The sequence below is a fragment of the Mesorhizobium sp. genome, assembly GCF_017306585.1.
Taxonomy (GTDB): domain Bacteria; phylum Pseudomonadota; class Alphaproteobacteria; order Rhizobiales; family Rhizobiaceae; genus Mesorhizobium.
Genome location: NZ_JAFKIC010000115.1, coordinates 21,807 through 43,069, shown reverse-complemented (window position 1 = coordinate 43,069; position 21,263 = coordinate 21,807). Strand labels below are relative to the sequence as shown.

The following is a 21,263-nucleotide window of genomic DNA, read 5'->3' as shown; positions in this document are numbered from 1 at the left end:
TGATGCATGTCGTTACCCCAAAACCGCTGCACACTTTTGGGCGACATGCATTAATGCGCGATGCCGGAGCCGGCCGCTTCGTCGATCAATCGCCCACTGGCGAAGCGGTCGAGATCGAACGGACGGCTGATGTCGTTGTGCTTGCCGGTGGCCAGCAGGTTCGCCAGCAGCGTGCCGCCGGCGGGGATCGCCTTGAAGCCGCCCGTGCCCCAGCCGCAATTGAGGAACAAATTGGGCAATGGCGATTCCCCGATGATCGGCGAGGAATCCGGCACGACATCGACGATCCCGGCCCATTGCCGCATCAGCTTCAACTGGCCGAAGATCGGGAACATTTCCAGCAGACCGGCAATGACAGTCTCCAGCGTCGGCAGATTGCCGCGCTGCGCATAGGACGGGATGCGGTCGAGCCCGCCGCCGATGACGATCTCGCCCTTGTCCGACTGGCTGACATAAACGCCGGTGCCAGGCGACAGCACGACCGTGTCGAGGATCGGTTTCACCGGCTCGGACACGCAGGCCTGCAGCGCGTAGGAATTGATCGGCAACCGGAACCCCGCCTTGGCCGCCAGCATTGAGGAGTGGCCGGCCACAGCCATGCCGATCCGTTCGGAACGGATCGCGCCGCGCGTCGTCTGGACACCACGGCAGCGGCCGCCCTCGATGATGAAATCTGATATCTCGCAATTCTGGATGATGTCGACGCCGAGCCGGCTTGCCGCACGCGCATAGCCCCAGGCGACGGCGTCGTGGCGGGCCGTGCCGGCGCGGCCCTGCCAGATGCCGCCGAAGACGGGAAAGCGCGCATCCGGGGAGAAATTGTAGATCGGCGCCACCCGGCGTACGTCCTCGGGCGAAAACAGCTCGGCATCGATGCCGTTGATCTGCATGGCATTGACGGTGCGCGCGCCGACCTCCATCTCTGCCGTCGAGTGGCAGAGATTGACCATGCCGCGCTGCGACAGCATGACGTTGTAGTTCAAGTCCTTCGACAGGCCCTCATAGAGCCGGTGCGCCAACCCATAGAGCTCGACGCTTTCCGGGTAATAGTAGTTGGAGCGCACCACCGTCGTGTTGCGGCCGGTGTTGCCGCCGCCGATCCAGCCCTTTTCCAGCACCGCGACCCTGGCGATGTTGTGATTCTTCGCCAGGTAATAGGCCGTCGCCAGCCCGTGGCCGCCGCCGCCGATGACGATTGCATCGTAGGACGATTGCGGCTCCGGCGAACGCCAGGCCTGCTTCCAGCCGGTCTGGCCGGCCAGGCCCTCCTTGAACAGCGACAGGGCGGAATAGCGTCTGGTCATGGCGTGACGGACAAGCCTGGTTTCGGGAAAGGAGCGTTGATCATGCCGTGGTCTTCCGCAGGGATGGCACCGGTTTGCCGGTCACGCCCGCATCGCCTTGCCTAAGGGATCATATGGCGACGAAGCGATGACGCGCGCTTCTCTTTCGACGCCGACGATATGCGTTGTCAACTCAGTATCGATGCCGGCGGCATCGCGATCGACCAGCGCCATGGCAAGGCTCTTGCCCACAGTGTGGCCGTAGCCGCCCGATGTGACGAAACCGGCGAGCTTGCCCTTGTGCCACACCGGCTCATAACCGCTGGCATCGGCGTCGTCGGCATCGATTTCGAGCGTCACCAGCGTGCGCTTCGATCCGGCCTTCCGCTCCCTCAGGGCCGCCTCGCGGCCGATGAAGTCGCCCTTGTCGAAGGCGGTCCAGCGGTCCATGCCGGTCTCGGCGGGCGTATAATCCTGCATGAACTCACGTGACCAGATGCCGAAACTCTTTTCGAGCCGCAGCGAATTCACCGCGCCGAAACCGTATTCCGTAACACCAAGGTCGCTGCCCGCGCCAAGCAGCGCGCGCCGCAGGCCGGCATGCTCGCTTGCCTGGCAATGGATTTCGTAGCCGAGCTCGCCGATGACCGAGAGCCGGCCGACCTTGGCCCGCACCAGGCCGACATCCAGCGTCTGGCAGGCGAGGAAGCCGAAGGCTTTGTGTGAAACATCTTGATAGGTCAGCCGTTCGAGCAGCTTTCGCGCATTGGGGCCGGCCAGCGAGAAGCCCCCGACCGCGTCCGAAATGTCGCGCACGGCAACGCCGTCGGCGAGGTGCTTTTCGAACCAGCGCATATGCCACTGCCGCAGATAGTAGGATCCCATGATCCACCACGTCCCGTCTCCCCAGTTGAAGACGGTGAGGTCGCCCTTGAGCTTGCCGTTCTCGCCCAGCATCGGGGCAAGTTTCGCGCGGCCGGGCTTGGGCAGCGCACAGGCAAGCAGCCGGTCGAGCCACGCTTGCGCCCGTGGACCGCTGACCTCGTAGCGCGAGAAGGCGGTGATATCGAGCAGGCCGACGCCTTCGCGCACCTTGCGGCATTCGTTGGCGACGATGTCGAACGCGTTGGAGCGCTTCAGCGTCGGGGTTTCGACGAATCCCTTCGGCGCGAAATAGAGCGGCACTTCCATGCCCCAGGAACTGCCCCAGCGCGCGCCCGCGGTGTCCATGGCGTCATGCGCGCCTGCGGTCTTCAGCGGCCGCCCAGCCGGCAGTTGCTCATTGGGATAGCTCATGACGAAGCGGCGCGAATAGAATTGCCCCGTCGTCTGCTTGATGTATTCGCGGTTGGAGGCGAAGTCGCCGTAGCGGGCGATGTCCATGCCGTAGACGTCGGCCTCCGGCTCGCCATGGATCATCCATTCGGCGAGCGACTTGCCGACGCCGCCGCCCTGCAGGAAGCCGGCCATGACGCCGCAGGCCACCCAGTAGTTGGGAACGCCGCGCACCGGGCCGACCAGCGGGTTGCCGTCCGGCGAGAAGGTGAAGGCGCCGTTCACCCAGCGTTTGATGCCGGCGGTCTCAAGGCAAGGATAGCGGCTGAAGCCGAGCGCCAGCTCGTTGGCGATGCGGTCGGTATCCTCCTGGATCAGTTCGATGCCGTAATTCCACGGCGCGCCGTCCATGTTCCAATGCTTGTGATTGATTTCGTAGATGCCGAGCAGCAGGCCCTTCTGCTCCTGGCGCATATAGGTGAAGCCTTCGAGGTCGACGATCAGCGGCAGCTCATGGCTGAGCGCCTGGATCTCCGGCAGCGCCTCGGTAACCAGATAATGATGCTCCATCGGCGACACCGGCAGGTCGATGCCGGCCATGCGGCCGACCTGCTTGGCCCACAGGCCGCCGGCATTGACGACATGCTCGGCCACCACAGTGCCTTTCTCGGTCACCACGTCCCAGCTGCCGTCGGCGCGGCGGTTGAGCTCCAGCACGCGATTGTGCTCGATGATATCGGCGCCGCGCTTCCTGGCCGCCTTGGCATAGGCATGAACGACGCCGGACGGGTCGATATGGCCCTCGCGCTCGGCGTAGAGACCGCCCAGCATGCCGTCGGTGTTGAGGATCGGGCAGCGCTGGCGGATTTCGTCGACGCCGACCAGATGGACGTCGTCGATACCCATGGTCTGGAAGATGCGGTAGGAGGCCTTCAGCCATTCCCAGCGCTCCGGCGCCGACGCGACCGAGATGCCGCCGGTCATGTGCATGCCGATGTTCTGGCCCGATTCCTTCTCGACCTCCGACAGAAGGTCGATCGTATAGGCCTGTAGAGCGGCGATGTTGGGATCGGCGTTCAAGGCATGAAAGCCGCCTGCCGCGTGCCAGCTCGACCCCGCGGTCAGCACCTCGCGTTCGATCAGCGCGACATCGCTCCAGCCGAACTTGGCCAGGTGATAGAGCACCGAGGCTCCAACCACGCCGCCGCCGATAACGATCGCCCTGTATTGCGATTTCATGCTCGCACTCCATCCGGTGATGGGCCCAACTTACTGGCATTGTACATATGTGTCCAGTACATTGCCAGTTTGGTATAGAGCAAGGCTGTATGTTGGCTGTGGGTGGACGAAAGATGCGTACAGAGGCCGCCGACCCGCTCAAACGAGCCGCGCGGATCGGGTCTGATGCAACGCGTTCAGAGGGCTGCGTTCACCGCTTGCCGGAGAGCGTCGTCTCGACATAGCGCGAGAAGTCGGCGACGTCCTCGGGGGAGGGGTCCACGCCGGTGAAGCTGCGCAGATAGGCGGCGACATGCGTGAGGCGGCTGCTCATCGTCTCGTTGAGTTCGAGCGAATAATAGCCGATCTGCATGAAATAGAGGACGCGGGCCCGCACGAACGCGTCTTCCTCATCATAGCCATGCCGCATGAACATGTCGCGGATGGCATTTACGCGCTCGTCGTCGGCCTCGTCGAGCGCGCGTCTTGTGGCGGGGGAGCGGCGAGCCCACGCCCTGATCGCGAAATCGAGCCGGGGATCGAACAGCCTTTCGTCGACCCAGCATTCGAAAATGCTCATCACGCCACGGACGACCGTCGCGGAAGGCCGCCCGGCGCGCTCGACGATGAACCGCGTGTTGGTCTGCCGCCAGTGGTCCAGCAACTGGTCGAGCAGGTCCTGGCGGCTCTTGAAGTACCAGTAGAAGCTGGAACGCGAGACGTCGAGCTGCTGGCCGAGCGTCAACACCCGGACACGTTCCACGCCGTCCGAGATCAATGTTTCGAGCGCCAGGTTCAGCCAGTCTTCGCGAGTGGCCTTGATGTTGCCGGTGGCGCCGGCGCGCGGGATCGTCGGTTCGATTGCTGCCATCGGCATCACGCATGACACGCCCGATCGGGCAAATCAAGGCACTGTACATATTCTGTACAGAGCAATTCGCCTGGGCTTGGATCAGCTTTCGCGATGTTAGCCGGCGGTTGACCGTCGGGGAGTTCACGGCGCCGCTACAATTGGCTTGCGGGCAACCCCGGGGATTTTTGTCGCGCCGGCGCCGCCAGTGCGTGCTTTCCCGCGGGCCATTTGTCTGGCAAATACCAAATTCGAAAGATGCCGCCAGGCAGCCACCCAGCAGGAAAGACGAGGACATGGCTCTGCTTCGAAAGAACCTGATCGACGGCGAATGGGTCGGCGATGCCGGCTCCCGCAACATCAACCCCTCGGACACAGGCGACGTGGTCGGCGAATACGCCTCGGCCGGTGCCGAGCAGGCCAGGCAGGCGATCGCCGCCGCCAAGGCGGCTTTTCCGGCATGGTCCCGTTCCGGCCCGCTGGCCCGCCACGCGGTGCTGAAGAAGGCTGCCGACGAGATCACGGCGCGCAAGGACGAGATCGGCCGCAACCTGGCGCGCGAGGAAGGCAAGACGCTGGCCGAGGGCATTGGCGAGACCATCCGCGCCGCCCAGATATTCGACTTTTTCGCTGGTGAAACATTGCGCCTGTCAGGGGAAATCGTGCCCAGCGTGCGGCCGGGCGTCGGCGTCGAGATCACGCGTGAGGCGGTTGGCGTGGTCGGCATCATCACGCCATGGAATTTCCCCATCGCCATTCCGGCCTGGAAGATCGCCCCGGCCCTGGCGCATGGCAACACCATCGTCTTCAAGCCGGCGGAACTCGTTCCCGAAAGCGCCTGGACCATCGTCGACATCCTGCATCGCGCCGGCCTGCCCAAGGGCGTGCTCAATCTCGTCATGGGTAAGGGTTCTGTGGTCGGTCAGGCGATGCTCGACAGTCCCGACGTCAATGCCATCACCTTCACCGGTTCGGTCGGCACGGGAAAACGCGTCGCTGCGGCAAGCGTCGAACACATGCGCAAGTTCCAGCTTGAAATGGGCGGCAAGAACCCGCTGGTCGTGCTCGACGATGCCGATCTCGCGGTCGCAGTCGACTGCGCCCTCAACGGCGCCTTCTTCTCCTCCGGCCAGCGCTGCACGGCTTCCTCCAGGCTGATCGTGACCGACGGCATTCATGACCGCTTCGTTGATGCCCTCAAGGATCGCATGAGCAAGCTGGTCATCGGCGATGCGCTCGACGCGCAGACCCAGATCGGCCCGGTCGTCGACGCGACCCAGTTGCAGCAGGACGAGGACTATATCGCCATCGGCGTCAGGGAAGGCGCTACGCTCGCCTTCGGCGGCGAGCGCCTCGACCGCAAGACGCCGGGCTTCTACCTGCAGCCGGCGCTGCTGACGCAGGCCACCAATTCCATGCGTTCGTCGCGCGAGGAGATTTTCGGGCCGGTTGCCAGCGTCATCCGCGTCAGAGATTACGACGAGGCGCTTGCCGTCGCCAACGACACGCAGTTCGGGCTGACGTCGGGCATCTGCACCACGAGCCTCAAGCACGCCACCCATTTCAAGCGCAACTCCGAGGCTGGCATGGTGATGGTCAACCTGCCAACGGCGGGCGTCGACTTCCATGTGCCCTTCGGCGGGCGCAAGGGCTCGAGCTACGGCCCGCGCGAACAGGGCCGCTACGCCATGGAGTTCTACACCACGGTCAAGACCGCCTATACATTCGCGGGCTGATCAACCGCCGGCCTTCGGGCCGGCGAACCTCCATCATCGGACCGGATAGGCGCGAAGCGATGACATTGCAGAACCTGACCTGGCTCAACCCGCCGCCGCACCATGCTGTCGAGGGCGATGCCGTGCGTGTGCGCACCGGCAAGGAGACCGATTTCTGGCGCGAGACCTTTTATGGCTTCTGGCGCGACAATGGTCATTTCCTGCATCGTCCGGTCGAAGGCGATTTCACCGCGGAAGTCACCGTCAAGGGCGACTACAGGGTGCTCTACGACCAGGCCGGTCTCATGGTCCGGCTGAGCGAGACGCACTGGATCAAGGCCGGCATCGAATACACGGACGGCCTTGCCTATTTCTCCGTCGTCGTCACCAACGACACTTCGGACTGGTCGCTGGTGGCCATTCACGCCGGGCCGGACGGAGTCAGGATCCGGCTGACCCGGCACGGCGAGGCGATCCGCGTCCAGTATCTCGATGCTGCGGACGGCCGCTGGAAGCCGGTGCGCCTCGCCTATTTCCCGATCTCGAAGACGGTCGATGTCGGCATGACGTGCTGCTCGCCGCAGCGCGAGGGGTTCGAGGTCACGTTCTCCGGATTTTCCGTAGGCCCGCCGATCGCACGGGACCTGCACGACTGAGACGCGACGTCGGCCGCTGCGAGCGGCCGTCCTTCCGCAAGCGTGAAGACTGGCATAGAACAGGCGGGCTTGCGTGCCTGGAGTTGCCGGTCTTCATGCCGTCCACCGATCCGCTCATCCTCTTTTACACATCCTACTTCGGCAGGCCCGTCGACATCGCGGCCATACCGGATTGCGCGCCGCCAGTGGCATGGACCAATGACCGGCGGCGGATCGCCGAAGCCACGGCGGTGGTCTTTCACCTTCCGGATTTCCGCGAGATCGGCGATGCCCGCAAATATCCCGGCCAGGACTGGGTCGCGTGGTCGATGGAGAGTCGGCAGAACTATCCTTTGATGGCCGATCCTCGGTTCATGAGGCATTTCGACATCACCATGACCTATGAAGCCGGATCGGACGTCTGGGTCCCCTATCTCCCGGGTATTCGCCTGTGGGAGGCGGCACGGGCAGATCCGGTGCTGTTGAAGACGGAAGCCGCGCCTGCCGTGCACTTTCAATCTTCCGGCATCGACCGAAGCGGCCGCGGTGCGTTCATTACCGAACTGTCCCGACACATAGGTGTCGACTGCTATGGGCGACATCGGCCGAACCGGCAACTCGATGGCCCCGACCTCGGCCGCAGGACGAAGATCGAGACGATCGGCCGCTACGCCTTCTGCCTGGCGCTGGAGAATTCGATCGCGCCGGACTACGTGACCGAAAAGATGTTCGATCCGCTGCTTGCCGGTACGGTGCCGGTCTATCTTGGCGCTCCCAATGTCGCCGAATTCGTGCCCGAGCATTCCTTCATCGACGCCGCGTCCTTCGCCACGCCGGCCGACCTTGCCGCCTACCTTCGCCATCTCCTCGAGACGCCGCAGGCCTATGAAGCCTATTTCGCCTGGCGCTCAAAGCCCTTGCCGACGCGGCTTGCCGGCTGGCTTGGCGGGTTCGACACGCCGACCATGTGCCGCCTGGCGCAACTGGTGCATCAGCGCCTGCAAAAAGCAGACAACCGCCGGGCGCGCTTACCTTCACTGCCGTTTGGGCCGAAAGCCTTCCTGCGCACAAGGCTGCAGCGCTGGCGGAAGCGGTTCTGACAGAGCGCAACGCCGCTGGAACGCCGGTCGGCGATCATGCTAGAGCATAATGTCGAGACGTGTAGCGGTTTTCGGACGCAGTCATGCTTCAACTGTTTGAGCTGGAAGCGGGTTCAGCCTTCGGGCCGGTTCGGCCTCAAGTCGTCCGGCTCTAGGCGAGCAGCCATGGTGCTCGTCGCCATCCCTGTCCATGAACGCGCGAAACTGGTCCGCCACTGCTTCGCCACCGCCGCCGAACTGATCCTGCCTCCGGGATCACGGATCGTGGTCCACGACGACGCCAGTTCGACGCTGGACGCGGCAAGGCTGATCGCCGATGCGGGGCTGGCGGCGGGCCTTGACCGCGCGGTCACTCGCCGGGGTGCCTCGGGCACCATCACACACATCTGGCGGTCTTTTCTGGGTTCCGATCAGGAACACCTTCTGTTTCTCGACAGCGACATGATCATCAACCGTGACGCCCTCGGTGCCGGACTTGACCAGATGGCTGGATTCGATGGGCTTCTGACGCTCTACAATTCGACGATGCATCCGGGCGAGCCGCTCGGCCCCGGCCTGGTCAGGAAAATTCGGGTTGGCAATGCCGGGACACTCTGGCGGCGGCCTCTGGTCGAAGCGGCTCTGGCGGCCGTGGGCGGCCAGGCCTGCATAGACGACCGCTACTGCGAGTTTTTTGCCGGGCGCAACATCCCGCTGGCGGCGATGGCGCGCAGCCGGGTCCAGCATCTCGGCATTGCCGGCGAAAACTATCGCCCCTTCGGTGCGCTGGATCACGGCATCGGGTTTATTCCGGACTCTCCCCGCCAGTCCGCCGCCATTGTCCATGCCCACGACCAGTTGTTGAGCCGGCAGGAGGCGCTTCTGCCGAGTGTCTCGTGGCTGCGGGCGCGGCGCGGCCGGACATTCTGGCGCAGACTTATTGGCCGATGAGACCCAGGCGAAGGGCCGCGCGCCTTCGCCAAATTGTGCTGGCAAGACATTGCGTTGCGGCTGGTGTCCGGGCTAAGCGTCGCCGATGGGTATGTCGCGCTGGCGGGCAAAAGTAAAAAAGGCCATTTATTCCAGGGCGCTGAGATTTCTCGACGTTCCTCCCGTCCTGTGGTCGCAGGGGATCGGCCATTTCTGCGACGTTGCGGGGCCCGGCTGGTACCGCTGCGCACCAACCGAATCGACGCAGAACGAGGCGTTCTTTCAAAAACACTATGGCGGCGCCCATGGCATTGTCTGGGTCCGCCTGAGCACGCTTGCCAGGGATCCCCAGCCTTGTGACCTCGACACCTTCGCCAGGGTCGTCCTGCCGACCATCAAGGCTCCGTTCATTCTGCTGACCACCGATGGCGACGCTTCGGTGCCGTCGGACCTGGCGAACGAGACGGTGGGGCGGCTTCTTGCCAGTCCGTACCTGGTGTCCTGGTACAGCCAGAATTGCGATGGCGGCCACCCCAGGATCAGACCCTTTCCGATCGGACTGGACCTCCACACGCCACGGTCTTTCGCGACACCAGCCGGGCTGGTGAAGCAATTGGAAATCCTGCGCCGGCAGCAGGGAAATGCCGATAGCCGCCCGCTCAAGGTATTCTGCGATTTCAGCATCAGCAGAGGCTCCGCCGAGCGGCGAAATCTGCTTGAGGCGCTGGCGGGATGTCCTCACGTCGATTTCCTGAAGCAGCGGGTGTCGCAACACGCTATCTGGAAGCTCTATTCGCAATATCCGCTGGTGCTTTCGACCACCGGAAACGGCCTCGACTGTCACCGGACATGGGAGCTGCTTTATCTCGGCTGCATCGTGGTGACCAAGACATCGCCGCTCGATCCTCTCTACGAAGGTCTGCCGGTCATCATCGTGAGCGACTGGAGCGAGGTGTGCGATCCCGAGGCGCCGGCGCGCTGGGTCAGGCAGGTCGCGCATTTGACGGACCGGAATTATCTTTGGGAGCGCCTGCGCCCGCAAACCTGGCTGGAACCGCTGCGGCAACAACTCCGGGCCGCCGGTTCACCAGGGAACGTGTAGAATCTCCAGCTTCGGCAGGCCGACCGGCCTGATGCCGAGATCGTTGGCAAGCACGCCGAAAGCCTCCGTCTCGATCAGGTCGCGATAGGGAATTTCGGGGAAGCGCAGGCCGCCGCGATGCAGGGCCGCGTCGACCAGAAGCATGGTTCCGCCGACCGCATCGAGGCCGACAATGTCGAGATGCCTGACATCGCTGAGATGGTACCGGTTTGGCGTCCGCGCCGGAGGCTGGTGGAGGCCGCCGCGTATATCGCGGTAATAGCGGTAATCCTTGCCCTGCCCTCTGATGATGAAGCTGTTGAGGTCGAAGCTGCCGCCATCGGCAATCTTCACGCAATTGGGTACCGCGATGCGGTGTCCGGTGCCGATCAACCGGTTCAGCGCATCGGGCGGAAAACGCCATACGTCGATGTCGATCCACAGCGCCCAGTCGTCGTCCTCCTTGAGGCCGTGATCGATCAGGTAATTTCGAACCTTGGCGATCGCGCCGCGCCTGACGCGCTGCATCCTTGGCTTCGCCCGTTTTGCCCTGTCGAGCGTGGTGCCGACCTCCCTTCGCAGCAGGACGATGTCACGATATTTGCCGGCTAATTTACTGGTTTCGGCCTGCAGCCTCTCCCAGCTCCCATCCACGCTGTCACCCTCGCAGAAGACCAGCTTGATCCTGTCCTTGGGGTAGTCCAGCCCGTCGAGCGTTTCGAGGAATGGCTGGATGAGATCGGCGGCATCGCGAAGCGGCACCAGAACGGCGATGTTTGGACCTTGAGGCGGCGGTGCCGAAAGGACGGCCTTGTCGATGCCCGCCTTAGCCTCGGCCTCGTCCAGATACGTGCCCCGCGTCAGGCGGTATCGTAGCTTGTAGGCCCGGTTACGCAGCTTGGTCCACCAATTCGGCGGCGGCTGCGGGGTCCACCATGTGCCGGCCCAGTGATGGATGGAAAGCGGCACGGTCTCGTCGCCGGTTTCGCGCTCCGTGCCACCGGCGGAGGTGACCGGTGCGAACAGGCCTGAAGGATGGATGGCAAGGGCCGTCTGGTCGGCGTAGCCGCGCTGGGCGGAGGTCAGCAGGCAAGGGCCGGTCGCGTCGAGCACGTCCTTGGCGGCGGCGAGCCCCGGCATCATTGAAAGCAGATGAAGCCAGAACGGGTGGCCGGGCGGGCTTGCCATAGTGCCGTTGAACAAGAGGTAAGGCAGGCCCCGGAAATCCGCCTGGACCGCCGCGTGCGAAGCCGGCTCCTTGCACAGCACGATACGGTTCTCGCTCATGATCGGGTCGAACGGCGCGACGCATTCGCAGTCGATGTCGGCATAGACACCGCCGAAATGATGCAGAAGCATGTAGCGCGCCGCGTCCGACCGCTGCACGCCGTTCACATAACCACAGAACATCGGCAGGAAAGCCGGGTAATGCTCGGCCACGAATTCGAGCAGCATCCGATCGCTCCAGAACATCGTCGTCCAGTGCGGATTGTGCTGCTTCCAGCTCTCGGCATAGGCCTGGAAGCGGGCGGGAATGCGATCGGTTTTCCACGTCTGGTGCAGGATCGGCGGGATCATCGGCGGCTCACGGGGGAGGGATGGAAGATGGCGGGTTGTCGCTTGCGTCCTTGTTCGATCCGAGCCCGGCCCGGACCGCATTGCGGATTGCCTGTGGGCCAAACCTTGCCCATGCGGCCCGATGGGCGCGCTCACGCTGCCGCGCGCGCCGCTCTGTGTCGAGGCACAATCCAACAGCCATGTCGGCCAATCCATCGTCGGTGGCCGACAAGAGCACCTCGTCGCCCTCGACAAGGCCCAGTCCCTCGGCCGCGAGCGGCGTCGCGATCACTGGAATGCCCCAAGCCATCGCCTCCAGGATCTTGATGCGCGTACCCCCGCCTGTCGTAAGCGGGACGATGCTCAGATGCGCGCCGGACAGCAGCGGCGTCACGCTTTCGGGGCTTTCGACGAGCTCGACATGGGGCAATTGAGCCAGAGCCCGCACGCTCGCCTTCGGGTCGCGTCCGGCCAGAACAAGCCTCGCGCCGGGCAGGGCACGTCGCATGCGGGGCACTATGGCATGGGCCAATCTTTCTGCGGCATCGACATTCGGCGGATAGCCGAGATGGCCGATGAACAGGATCACCGGAAATCCGCCATCGGTCGCGGCTTCGCCGGGCAGCCGTCTGGGAATGTCCCCGGCGTTGGGAATTCCATTGGGAATGACATCGACCGGTACGCTGTGCGGGAACAGCCTCGCCAGCTTTTGACGATCCTCGATCGAGCAGACCCAGACCCTGTCGACAAGGGCGAGCGCCTTTCTTTCCAGGTGCCTGATGCCGGTCGATGCATAGAATGCCGCAAGCCGTGGTCTCGTCGCTTCGCCATGGCTCGTCTGATAAGCCAAGTCAGACTCGACATTATGCATGTCGAGGATGAGTTGCCGCACCAGCGGCCGCAAGGGGCGCAGCAGCTTGAACAGGCCAATGCCCTCGACCACGACGGTATCCGGCTTGAAATCGCCGATGAGCGCTTGCAGCCGTGCCAGTGCGGAGCGTGAAATGCGGTGCTCGGCTCTTATGCGCCACCATCCGATCGACGCGGTTCGGGCCTCGCCCTCGATGGACAGCGCCTCGGTGCGGATCGTTGGTTCGGGCGGCGTCGCCGTGCCGGCACGCGGCAGCACCGAGACAAGACAGGCAGGTCCGAAACCTGCCGCTGCGACGGCATTGCGGTAATTTCTCAGATCCGCGCCGGAGGTCGGTGGAAAGGCCGGTTCATGGGACAGCACAAGCACGCGCCGTTCGCCGCCGAACGCCGGCATGGCGACATCCGGTTGCGCACCGGTGCTGTTCAAAGCGAGTGTCCGAGCCACGCTGCGGGCTCAATCCCTGACGACATTCACGAGGCCCCCCGAGCCACAGAAATCAGCTTCGACTTGTTTAGCTGAATGGCGCGTTCGTCAAGCGCTTGATCGTCCGTGGATGTCAGCCGTGCCGCTTTGCGGGCCGGACACAGCCCCTGTCGGTGGAGGCGGATCGTAAAGCCTATCGCCTCGACCAGGCCAGCCAGCGTGCCGCCAGGCGCCTGCGCAGCGCGGTGAGTCGCGTTCGCCTGTAGGCGTCACCGGCCATCTTGATGCCTTGCGCCTGAGTCGGGAAAGGATGGATGACATCGGCGAGCGCATGCAGCCCCATGCCCGATCGCATGGCGAGCGTCACCGCATTGATCATCTCGCCGGCATGGCTGGCGACCACCGTCGCGCCCAGGATGCGGTCGGATCCTTCCCTGACATGGATCTTGACGAAACCTTCCTCCTCGCCGTCCATCACGGCGCGGGCGACATCGTGCATCAGCACGGTGTAGGTCTTGACCGGAATGCCGTTTTGGCGTGCCTCGATAGGGTAAAGCCCGACATGGGCGATCTCCGGGTCGGTGTAGGTGCACCAGGGAATGACGAGGTCGCTCAGTCGCTCCCGGCCGCGAAACAACGCGTTGCGCACGACAATGCGGGCCGTGGCCACCGCCGTATGGGTAAACTTGTAATCCAGGCACACGTCGCCCGCCGCGTAGATGTGCGGGTTGGTGGTTCTGAGGTGATCGTCCACCTTGATGCCTGAGGCGTCATAGGTGATGCCCGCCTCTTCCAGGCCGAGGCCAGCCACATTGGGCGAGCGGCCGACGCCTGTGATGATCTCGTCGACCGAAATCGTCGTTGTGTCGCCGTCCCGCACGAGGTCGGCAAGCTTCTTGCCTTTCTCCGTCCGCACCGCCACCACTTCGGTGTTCAGGCGCACCTCCACACCTTCGCGCGCAAGGGCGTCCGACAAGATCTGCGCCGCATCGCGTTCCTCGCCAGGCAGGAACATGGGGTCGCTCTGCGCAAGGATGACTTTCGCGCCAAGCAGGCAGAAGGCCTGCGCCGTCTCGCAACCGAGCGGCCCACCGCCGATGACGAGAAGCCGCGGCGGGCAGCTTGTCAGGTTGAACATCGTGCTGTTGTCGAGATAGCCGGCTTCTGCAAGCCCCGGAATCTCCGGTCCACTTGCATGTGCGCCCGTCGCGACCAGCGCCTTCGTGAAATGCAGGGTCTTGCCGTCCACCAGCACCGTGTCCGGTCCGCCGAAGCGCGCTTCGCCGAAATAGAGATCGATGCCATGGCCCACGAGGTCCGCAGCGGATTCGGCACGGCTGATCCGCTGCCGGATCTGGCGCATGCGCATCATGGCCCGTTCGAAGTCGACACGAATAGGTTTGGGCGGGTGGCCCCCGAAACTCTCCGCGTCGCGCATGTCGGCATAGAGCCTGGCCGTGCGGATGATCGTCTTCGACGACACGCCGCCGACATTGACGCACGCACCGCCGATCAGCCCACGTTCGATCAGCGCGACCTTCGCCCCGAGGCTCGCGGCGTCACGCGCAGCGGTCAGGCCGGCCGGGCCGGCGCCGATCACGACGACATTGTACCGTCCGTCCGGCTCGGGATTTTTCCAGTGTGGCGGATGCGCGCCCCGGATCAGGTCGGCGTCGTTGCGGTCGACGGGGAACGCGGCCACCCTTGTCGGTTCACGCGACATTGCGCGCTCCTTGCGTGGAGTCCGCCGGCTGCGACAGCCACCCGCCTGTGAAGCCCGCGCGGTCGAGACCACGACGGATATGCGGGTTGGACCGCATCAGATCCCAGACCAGCCGTGACCGGTGATTCTCGATCATCATCACCGTGATGCCCTGGTCCAGCCCGTAGTAACCCTCCGACACCCAGCCGTCTGGGCCAAACTTTCGCCGGTTGGCCAATGTCGGATTGAAGCCGCTCGGCAGCCGGAAATTGTCGATCACCTCCGGATAGCGTTCGGCGAGATGGCGCAATGCGGCCATGCAGATGTCGGGGGCAAAGGGCATAGACGCCGGATAGGACCATGGCGCGATCGTCCCGTCATCCGGCCCGAACGGCGCGCCGCGTGCGGCATAGCCGGAGAACCGGTGCCGCCGCCGTTGCACGCTGGCTCGGAAGCCGCCCGGCCCGTCACCCGCCGAGAGGCCCCACAGGTTCTCGCCATAGCCGTCAAAGCCGTAGGGGTTGTGGCGGGCGTAGTCGCGGTGCAGGTAGGTCGAGCGCCGGCTGTTTTCGAAATAGTCCGAATTCTTCTCGCGCATGAAGGCGTCGCGGATGCCGGAGAAATCGATCCACGCATGCGAGAACTGGTGCATGAACAGCGGCCCGCCATAGAGCACGTCATGGCCGTAGATGTTTTCCCATTGGTAGGTTGCCGTCCAGGCCTCGTAGCTGTCGTCCGACGTCGGGCTGTCGGGCGAGGCCATCGACAGCACGTAAAGGATGGTCGCCTCGTTGTAGCCCTCCCAGCCATAGTGCAGGAAGCCGCTTCTGGGTTTCCAGCCCTGCCGCAGCGTGGGTGTGCTGCCCTGCGCCCACCGCCAGTCGACACGCCGGTAGAGCGCTTCGGCCAGTTGCCGGATTTCTGCTTCCTGCCGGTCGTCATTGGAGAAATATGAGCCTGCCAGGAGCACGCCCGCCATCAGGAGTGCGGTATCCACCATCGACAGTTCGCAGCGCCAGACGCGCAGGCCTGTACGCATGTCGAGGAAGTGGTAATAGAACCCCTTGTGGCCGGTCACATCGTCGCCGCCGCCTTGCGTGCTGGCCGCGAAGAAACGCAGCGCCGAAAGGGTCAGCTTCGCCGCCGCATCGCGCGTCATCCAGCCGCGCTCGACGCCGATCGGATAACAGGAGAGCGCGAAGCCGACGACGGCGATGCTGGCCGGCGAGTTCGGCCGCGACGTGTCGGCGACCAGCCCGTTGGCGGCGTTTACATTGTCAAGGAAATAACCGAAGGCCGCGCGTTGGTAGCGGTCCAGGAGTTCGTCATCGGACAGCGCTGCGGGTTCTCTATTAGGCAAACGATGCAAACTCCAGCCTGATGGAAGCGACTCCCAAGGGTGGAATGGTCACCTCGATTCCAAGGGTACGGTCGCGCCAGCTGACCGGTTGCTGCTGCACCGGCATTGCAGAGGCCGCATGCAATCGCTCGACCATTGCCCGGCTCGGATATTCGGGGCTGCCCATGCCCACCCATAATGACTTGGCGTTGGCATTCTCCGCGTCGATTCGCTGGATGGTTGCCGTGGCGGGCTGCGGCGCGTTCTTGAGTTCGATATGGACCGTTTCGCTAGCGATGGCGTGCCTGGGCAGGGCAAAATTGGAGATCAGAACGGTCAAAGAATTTCGGGCGCGGACGCACCAGCTGTCGACCGTTGGATGATTGCCCTCCATGGACAGAATTTCCGTTCCCAGCCCGTGCAGCATTTCAAAGGCACGGTAAGCCGGTTTGGCGATTCCGTGAAGGTTCATCAGGCCGAAGCCGCCATGAAAAGGCACGGAAGGGAAGTAGTTTTCCTCGAAGATGTCCGAGAACGTCCAATAGCTATAACCCTGAACCAGGTCTCTTGCTTCCATCACCGTCTTGACGATGAAGGCGGCGGCGTAGGGCTCGTCGTGCATCGGATCGCGCGGATTTGAGGAGGTACACCATTCCGTATAGTAGAGCGGTCGGTCACCCGCCTGCCGTCGCGCGGTTCGCGCTTCCTCGCGCAATACGCTCCGCGTGCTTTCCGAAAGCTGTGTTTCCGTGTCGTCACCCGGCCTGCCGAAGGCATCGGTCGGATAATGATGCGTGCTGACGAAGTCGGCCGGAAGGTTGTTCTGCCGGCAATAAGCGAGGAAGTCGTCAATCCAGGCATTTGCCGCCGTGGCCGGGCCGCCGACCCTGAGTTGAGCGTCGACCGATTTGATCGCCTTCGCCGTATAGGCGTAGAGCTTGAAATAGTCCTCCTGCCTGCCGCTTCCGAATGCATCCAGGTTGGGCTCGTTCCAGACCTCGAAGAACCATTGGCGGACCTCCTCCACGCCATAGCGATCGATCCAGTGGCCAACAAGCTTGGTAATGAGAGTCGACCACTGGTCGTAGTCCTTCGGTGCACTGACATTGGCACGGTAGTGGAAAATGATCTGCCCACTGGACGACAGCATCGTCGGCATGAAGCTCAGTTCGACAAATGGCCGCATGCCGATGGAGAGCAGGAAATCGAAGATCTGGTCGGCGTTGAAGAACGAATAGAGCGGCTTGTCGTCCTGGTCGATCAGCGTGCCCATGTCGTCGCAGAGAAGGCCGTGGAACCGGACATGGCGAAAGCCGAGTTCGTCATGCGCCCGTCGCATCTGTGCCTGCCAGTCGGCACGCAAGGCCAGTGTCGCATGGCCGCTGCCAACCGTATGTTCCCAGAAATGCGGAAAGTCCTCACCCTCCAGGCCAAGATTACAGCGAAAAATCGTATTCTTGGAACGTTTTGATGGCTTGTTCGGGGATGGGATGCACTGCATGGCCGACAATACGCCTGAAGGGCTCCATTCGTTGCCTTCTCACGCGGATTTGTAGTCGCCCTCAATAGGTGGCGCGTCCGCCCGAAACGTCGAAGACGGCGGCCGTGGTGAAGGAGCATTCCTCCGAGGCGATCCAGCAGATCAGCGCGGCGACCTCGTCGACTTCGCCGAAGCGCGCCATCGGGATCTTGGAGAGCATGAAGTCGATATGCTCCTGGCTCATCTGCTTGAAGATCGCGGTGCGCACGGCGGCCGGCGTCACGCAATTGACGGTCACCTTGGTCTTGGCCAGTTCCTTGCCGAGCGATTTGGTCAGGCCGATCACGGCGGCCTTGGAGGTGCTGTAGGCCGACGCGTTGGGATTGCCTTCCTTGCCGGCGATCGAGGCGATGTTGACGATGCGGCCGTAATTGCGCTCGAGCATGTGCGGCACCAGCGCCTTGTTGCAGTGGAAGACGCCGTTGATGTTGATGTCCATGACCCGCTGCCAATCCTCGGTGGGATAGGTCCATGTCGTCGTGTTGGGTCCGGTTATGGCGGCGCTGGTGACAAGGATGTCGACGCCGCCAAGGGCATCTATGGTCGACCGTGCGGCGCTGTCCACATTCGCCGCATCGGCAACATCCACCGTCACGCCGTGCAGATGAGGCACAAGGGCTTGCGCCTGTTCGATCTGGGCGGGATCGCGATCCCAGACGCTGACGCGCCCGCCTTCGTCGGCGATCCTCTGCGCCACCGCAAGCCCAATGCCAGAAGCGCCGCCGGTTATGACGGCCGACCGGCCGGCGAAGCGTCCTGCGAAATTCATCGGCATGTGTTCTCCCCCGTCCATACCAGCTGTAGCCGGGCCTGTGCTAAGGCCGAAATTTGTCCGGGATTTTGGGGTTGCCTGCGGCCGAGTTCAAGCCGGCATGGTCCCGGATCGTCTGGGCCAATGCTGGTCAGGATTGCGCCGGATTTCCTTCGAGCTCCCGCCGCAACGCGGCCACCATCGCCACCAGGGCCGGTCCGATTTCGGCATGCGCGCGTTGCTCGGTGATGATCTCGCCGATGCCGCCGCAGGTAATGGCGACCAGCGGCGAGCCGTCGCGCGGGCGAAAGGGCACGCCTACCGCGTGGATATAGCTGTGCCACGCCCCGAACGACGTTACATACCCGAGCCGCCCATGCTGGGCGATCGCGTCCTCGATCGCCGCGGAGATCGCTTCAGCCTTGTCCGGTTCCGCCTCCTGCAACGCCCGCACGAGACGTGCCCGTTCCTCGGGCAGAAGCCCCGCCGCATAGGCAAGTCCCATCGAGGTCTTCCAGATCGGCAGATAGGAGCCAGGATTGAGGCGCAGCGTGACCAGGCTTTCTGACCGGCAGTTGGCGAGATAGACCATGTTGAGGCTGTCGCGCGTGCCGATCGCCACCGCCGCGCCGGTCAGGTCCGCGAGTGGCTGCATCAGGGGGCGCGCGATGTGGACGACGGCGCTGGAGCTCAGCGCCGAATAGCCCAGCGCCACCGTTGCGGGACCGAGGCTGTAGCGCCCGAGTTCCTTGTCGTAGAGAAGGTAGCCGAGCGCGCTCAGCGTGTAGGTGATGCGTGACACCGTCGCTTTCGGCAGGCCGGTGCGGGCGATAATGTCCTGATTGCCGAGCGAGGCATCGCCCGGCCGGAAGGCGCGCAATATGCCAAGCCCGCGCACCAGCGAGGATGAAAGTTGCCCGCCTTCGCCGTCGAGGTCCGTCTCGTCCCTTGTCGCTCTTTTGCGCACGCTGGCGGTCTTTCTGGCGGACGGGTCCGCCGCTCGGGCCGGTGTCGCCGGCGCCGTTCATTCAAAAATGAAATTAAATTCCATTTATATTGACAGCGGCTTTCCCAGCCTGTCAATATGTTTGCCTTGATGGTATGTCGCTGCGCCCCGTGCCATCATACGAAGCCCGTCCTTGTGAAGGTAGCCACGTGTCCCGCTATATTTTGCGCCGGCTTATCGCAATGCCGTTCCTTGTGCTCGGCATCGTCACCATCGCCTTCCTGATCACCACGGTGACGAAGGGCGATCCGCTGACGGCTATCGTCGCTGAACAGCAGATGAGCAATCCCGAAGTGGTCGCCGCCGCCAAGGCCCGCTGGGGTTTGGACCGTCCTCTGCCGGAGCGCTATATGATATATCTTGGCAATTTGATGAGTGGCGACCTCGGCACTTCCTTCATCACCAAGCGCAATGTCGGCACCGACATTCTCTACCGCCTGCCGGCAACACTCGAACTGGTCTTCGCCGCCATGATCTTCGGCACCACGCTTGGCATCGTGCTCGGCGTGCTGGCCGCCTATTTCCGCAACAGCCTGATCGACCATGGCGCGCGGCTGTTCGCCCTGTTCGGGTCATCGCTGCCGGTGTTCTGGTCGGGTCTCGGCCTGCTCTTCATCTTCTCGGTGGTCTTGAACTGGCTTCCAGGCCCGGGCCGCCTCGATGCGCGCTTGCCGCTGCCGCCCGGCGTCACCGGCTTCCTCACCATCGATTCGCTGCTGGCCGGCAACCTCGCCGTCTTCAAGGATGCGCTGTGGCATCTGCTGTTGCCCGCCTTCGTGCTCGGCTGGACGGTTTCGGGCACGATCTCGCGTCTGGTGCGCGCCAACATGCTCGACGTGATGAGCCGCGAATTCGTGCTCACCGCCCGCGCCAAGGGGGCGAGCGAATTCCGCGTCGTCATTGTGCACGCGCTGCGCAACACGATGGTGCCGACGCTCACCGTCATCGGCTATTCCTTCGCTTATCTCATCACCGGCGCGGTGCTGACCGAGACCATCTTCTCCTGGCCGGGCATGGGCTCCTACGCGGTCGAGGCGGCACGCGCGCTCGACTTCCCGGCGATCATCGGCGTCACCATCGTCGGCGGCCTGGCCTTCCTGGTCACCAATCTCGTCACCGACATCCTCTATGTCGTGGCCAATCCGCGCGTGAGGCTGAGCTGATGTCGGCCGTCGTCACCAAGTCCCGTTCCGTCGGCATCCCCGAATGGCTGACCGCGCCGCTCGTCATCGGCACGGTGGTCATCCTGTTCTGGCTGTTCATGACGCTGTTCGCCAATCTGGTGGTGCAGTTCGATCCGCTCGAAATGGTCGGTCGCCGGCTGCAGCCGCCAAGCTGGGCGCATTGGCTGGGCACCGATGCGCTCGGACGCGATGTGCTGGCCCGCACCCTGCACGGCGCGGCGCATTCGCTGCCGATCGCCGTTCTGGTCGTCGTGTCGGCCGTTATCATCGGCTCGCTGCTCGGCGCCATCTCCGGCTTCGTCGGTGGCTTCACCGGTGCGGCGATCATGCGGCTTGTCGACGTCACCCTGTCCTTTCCGCCGATGCTGCTCGCCATGGCCGTCGCGGCCTCGCTCGGGCCGGGCCTCGGCAACGCGGCCATCGCCATGGTGCTGGTCTGGTGGCCGGTCTACGCCCGGCTGATGCGTGCCCAGGTGCTGGAGGTGAAGGAGCGCGAGCATGTCGAGGCGGCGATCGCCGCCGGCGCCCGGCCAAGCCGGGTCCTGTTCAAGCACATATTGCCGCTGTGCTGGACGCCGGTGCTGATCAGCGCCACCATGGACCTCGGCCAGGTCGTGCTGCTCGCTGCCTCGCTCAGCTTCATCGGGCTTGGCGCAACGCCGCCGACGCCCGAATGGGGTTCGATGATCTCCGACGGCGCGGTGCATTTCTATCAGTGGTGGATCGCCTTCGGTCCCGGCGTCGCCATCCTCACCATCGTGCTCGGCTTCAACTTCATCGGTGACGGCCTGCGCGACATTCTCGATCCAAGGTCGGACTAG

Annotated in this window: 17 protein-coding genes; 7 read left to right on the top strand and 10 right to left on the bottom strand. The window is 63.8% G+C overall.

Annotation, left to right across the window (positions count from 1 at the left end; all coding sequences use genetic code 11):
* Positions 1 to 50: 50 nt before the first annotated feature.
* The 3 genes from J0I79_RS07935 to J0I79_RS07925 form a co-directional block, all read right to left on the bottom strand.
* Positions 51 to 1,304: a sarcosine oxidase subunit beta gene (locus J0I79_RS07935; protein WP_292856278.1), complete on the bottom strand. Its 1,254-nt coding sequence runs from the start codon at positions 1,302 to 1,304 to the stop codon at positions 51 to 53.
* A gap of 81 nt (positions 1,305 to 1,385) precedes the next feature.
* The gene (locus J0I79_RS07930) at positions 1,386 to 3,797 is read right to left on the bottom strand and encodes an FAD-dependent oxidoreductase (protein WP_292856277.1); all 2,412 of its coding nucleotides are present in this window, start codon (positions 3,795 to 3,797) and stop codon (positions 1,386 to 1,388) included.
* 190 nt (positions 3,798 to 3,987) lie between these two features.
* On the bottom strand, positions 3,988 to 4,647 hold the full coding sequence (locus J0I79_RS07925; RefSeq protein WP_292856276.1) for a TetR/AcrR family transcriptional regulator: 660 nt from the start codon (positions 4,645 to 4,647) through the stop codon (positions 3,988 to 3,990).
* A gap of 275 nt (positions 4,648 to 4,922) precedes the next feature.
* Between J0I79_RS07925 and J0I79_RS07920 the strand changes: the two genes are divergently transcribed.
* The 5 genes from J0I79_RS07920 to J0I79_RS07900 all read left to right on the top strand — a co-directional run bounded on the left by J0I79_RS07920 (position 4,923) and on the right by J0I79_RS07900 (position 10,087).
* Complete coding sequence (locus tag J0I79_RS07920) at positions 4,923 to 6,362, top strand: aldehyde dehydrogenase family protein (protein ID WP_292856275.1); 1,440 nt, start codon at positions 4,923 to 4,925, stop codon at positions 6,360 to 6,362.
* Between the two features lie 59 nt (positions 6,363 to 6,421).
* Positions 6,422 to 6,997, top strand: a complete 576-nt coding sequence (locus tag J0I79_RS07915) for a DUF1349 domain-containing protein (RefSeq protein WP_292856274.1) — start codon at positions 6,422 to 6,424, stop codon at positions 6,995 to 6,997.
* A 95-nt stretch (positions 6,998 to 7,092) separates the two neighbouring features.
* Positions 7,093 to 8,076 (top strand): glycosyltransferase family 10 fucosyltransferase, encoded by a 984-nt coding sequence (locus tag J0I79_RS07910; RefSeq protein WP_292856273.1) that lies wholly within the window; start codon positions 7,093 to 7,095, stop codon positions 8,074 to 8,076.
* Between the two features lie 165 nt (positions 8,077 to 8,241).
* Positions 8,242 to 9,006 carry a glycosyltransferase family A protein gene (locus J0I79_RS07905; protein ID WP_292856272.1) on the top strand — a complete coding sequence of 255 codons (765 nt, stop codon included), beginning with the start codon at positions 8,242 to 8,244 and terminating at the stop codon, positions 9,004 to 9,006.
* Between the two features lie 85 nt (positions 9,007 to 9,091).
* On the top strand, positions 9,092 to 10,087 hold the full coding sequence (locus J0I79_RS07900) for a hypothetical protein (protein WP_292856271.1): 996 nt from the start codon (positions 9,092 to 9,094) through the stop codon (positions 10,085 to 10,087).
* Here J0I79_RS07900 and J0I79_RS07895 read toward each other — a convergent pair.
* The 7 genes from J0I79_RS07895 to J0I79_RS07865 form a co-directional block, all read right to left on the bottom strand.
* Entirely contained in the window at positions 10,070 to 11,644 is a 1,575-nt protein-coding gene (locus J0I79_RS07895) for a glycosyltransferase (RefSeq protein ID WP_292856270.1), read from the bottom strand. The two genes, J0I79_RS07900 and J0I79_RS07895, sit on opposite strands and share 18 nt — an antisense overlap.
* Before the next feature lie 7 nt (positions 11,645 to 11,651).
* Positions 11,652 to 12,923, bottom strand: a complete 1,272-nt coding sequence (locus tag J0I79_RS07890; RefSeq protein ID WP_292856269.1) for a glycosyltransferase family 4 protein — start codon at positions 12,921 to 12,923, stop codon at positions 11,652 to 11,654.
* Between the two features lie 190 nt (positions 12,924 to 13,113).
* Positions 13,114 to 14,643, bottom strand: a complete 1,530-nt coding sequence (locus tag J0I79_RS07885; RefSeq protein WP_292856268.1) for a mercuric reductase — start codon at positions 14,641 to 14,643, stop codon at positions 13,114 to 13,116.
* Positions 14,633 to 15,982, bottom strand: coding sequence for a glucoamylase family protein (locus J0I79_RS07880; protein ID WP_292856267.1), 1,350 nt, complete (start codon positions 15,980 to 15,982; stop codon positions 14,633 to 14,635). The genes J0I79_RS07885 and J0I79_RS07880 overlap by 11 nt, the downstream gene beginning before the upstream one ends.
* On the bottom strand, positions 15,975 to 17,462 hold the full coding sequence (locus tag J0I79_RS07875; RefSeq protein WP_292856266.1) for a glycosyl hydrolase: 1,488 nt from the start codon (positions 17,460 to 17,462) through the stop codon (positions 15,975 to 15,977). Before J0I79_RS07875 ends, J0I79_RS07880 begins: the two co-directional genes overlap by 8 nt.
* Before the next feature lie 61 nt (positions 17,463 to 17,523).
* Positions 17,524 to 18,276 carry an SDR family NAD(P)-dependent oxidoreductase gene (locus J0I79_RS07870; RefSeq protein ID WP_292856265.1) on the bottom strand — a complete coding sequence of 251 codons (753 nt, stop codon included), beginning with the start codon at positions 18,274 to 18,276 and terminating at the stop codon, positions 17,524 to 17,526.
* A 127-nt stretch (positions 18,277 to 18,403) separates the two neighbouring features.
* Positions 18,404 to 19,219: an IclR family transcriptional regulator gene (locus tag J0I79_RS07865; protein WP_292856264.1), complete on the bottom strand. Its 816-nt coding sequence runs from the start codon at positions 19,217 to 19,219 to the stop codon at positions 18,404 to 18,406.
* 188 nt (positions 19,220 to 19,407) lie between these two features.
* On the opposite strand from J0I79_RS07865, the gene J0I79_RS07860 reads away from it, so the two are divergent.
* Positions 19,408 to 20,421, top strand: a complete 1,014-nt coding sequence (locus tag J0I79_RS07860) for an ABC transporter permease (RefSeq protein WP_292856263.1) — start codon at positions 19,408 to 19,410, stop codon at positions 20,419 to 20,421.
* Positions 20,421 to 21,263 carry an ABC transporter permease gene (locus J0I79_RS07855; protein ID WP_292856262.1) on the top strand — a complete coding sequence of 281 codons (843 nt, stop codon included), beginning with the start codon at positions 20,421 to 20,423 and terminating at the stop codon, positions 21,261 to 21,263. The genes J0I79_RS07860 and J0I79_RS07855 overlap by 1 nt, the downstream gene beginning before the upstream one ends.

Bases quoted from the DNA above. Each gene is read 5' to 3' on its own strand.
- J0I79_RS07905 (WP_292856272.1), top strand. From the start codon at position 8,242: ATGGTGCTCGTCGCCATCCCTGTCCATGAACGCGCGAAACTGGTCCGC.
- J0I79_RS07885 (WP_292856268.1), bottom strand. From the start codon at position 14,643: ATGTCGCGTGAACCGACAAGGGTGGCCGCGTTCCCCGTCGACCGCAAC.
- J0I79_RS07855 (WP_292856262.1), top strand. From the start codon at position 20,421: ATGTCGGCCGTCGTCACCAAGTCCCGTTCCGTCGGCATCCCCGAATGG.
- J0I79_RS07915 (WP_292856274.1), top strand. From the start codon at position 6,422: ATGACATTGCAGAACCTGACCTGGCTCAACCCGCCGCCGCACCATGCT.
- J0I79_RS07895 (WP_292856270.1), bottom strand. From the start codon at position 11,644: ATGATCCCGCCGATCCTGCACCAGACGTGGAAAACCGATCGCATTCCC.
- J0I79_RS07920 (WP_292856275.1), top strand. From the start codon at position 4,923: ATGGCTCTGCTTCGAAAGAACCTGATCGACGGCGAATGGGTCGGCGAT.
- J0I79_RS07935 (WP_292856278.1), bottom strand. From the start codon at position 1,304: ATGACCAGACGCTATTCCGCCCTGTCGCTGTTCAAGGAGGGCCTGGCC.
- J0I79_RS07870 (WP_292856265.1), bottom strand. From the start codon at position 18,276: ATGCCGATGAATTTCGCAGGACGCTTCGCCGGCCGGTCGGCCGTCATA.
- J0I79_RS07925 (WP_292856276.1), bottom strand. From the start codon at position 4,647: ATGGCAGCAATCGAACCGACGATCCCGCGCGCCGGCGCCACCGGCAAC.
- J0I79_RS07875 (WP_292856266.1), bottom strand. From the start codon at position 17,462: ATGCAGTGCATCCCATCCCCGAACAAGCCATCAAAACGTTCCAAGAAT.
- J0I79_RS07900 (WP_292856271.1), top strand. From the start codon at position 9,092: ATGGGTATGTCGCGCTGGCGGGCAAAAGTAAAAAAGGCCATTTATTCC.
- J0I79_RS07910 (WP_292856273.1), top strand. From the start codon at position 7,093: ATGCCGTCCACCGATCCGCTCATCCTCTTTTACACATCCTACTTCGGC.
- J0I79_RS07930 (WP_292856277.1), bottom strand. From the start codon at position 3,797: ATGAAATCGCAATACAGGGCGATCGTTATCGGCGGCGGCGTGGTTGGA.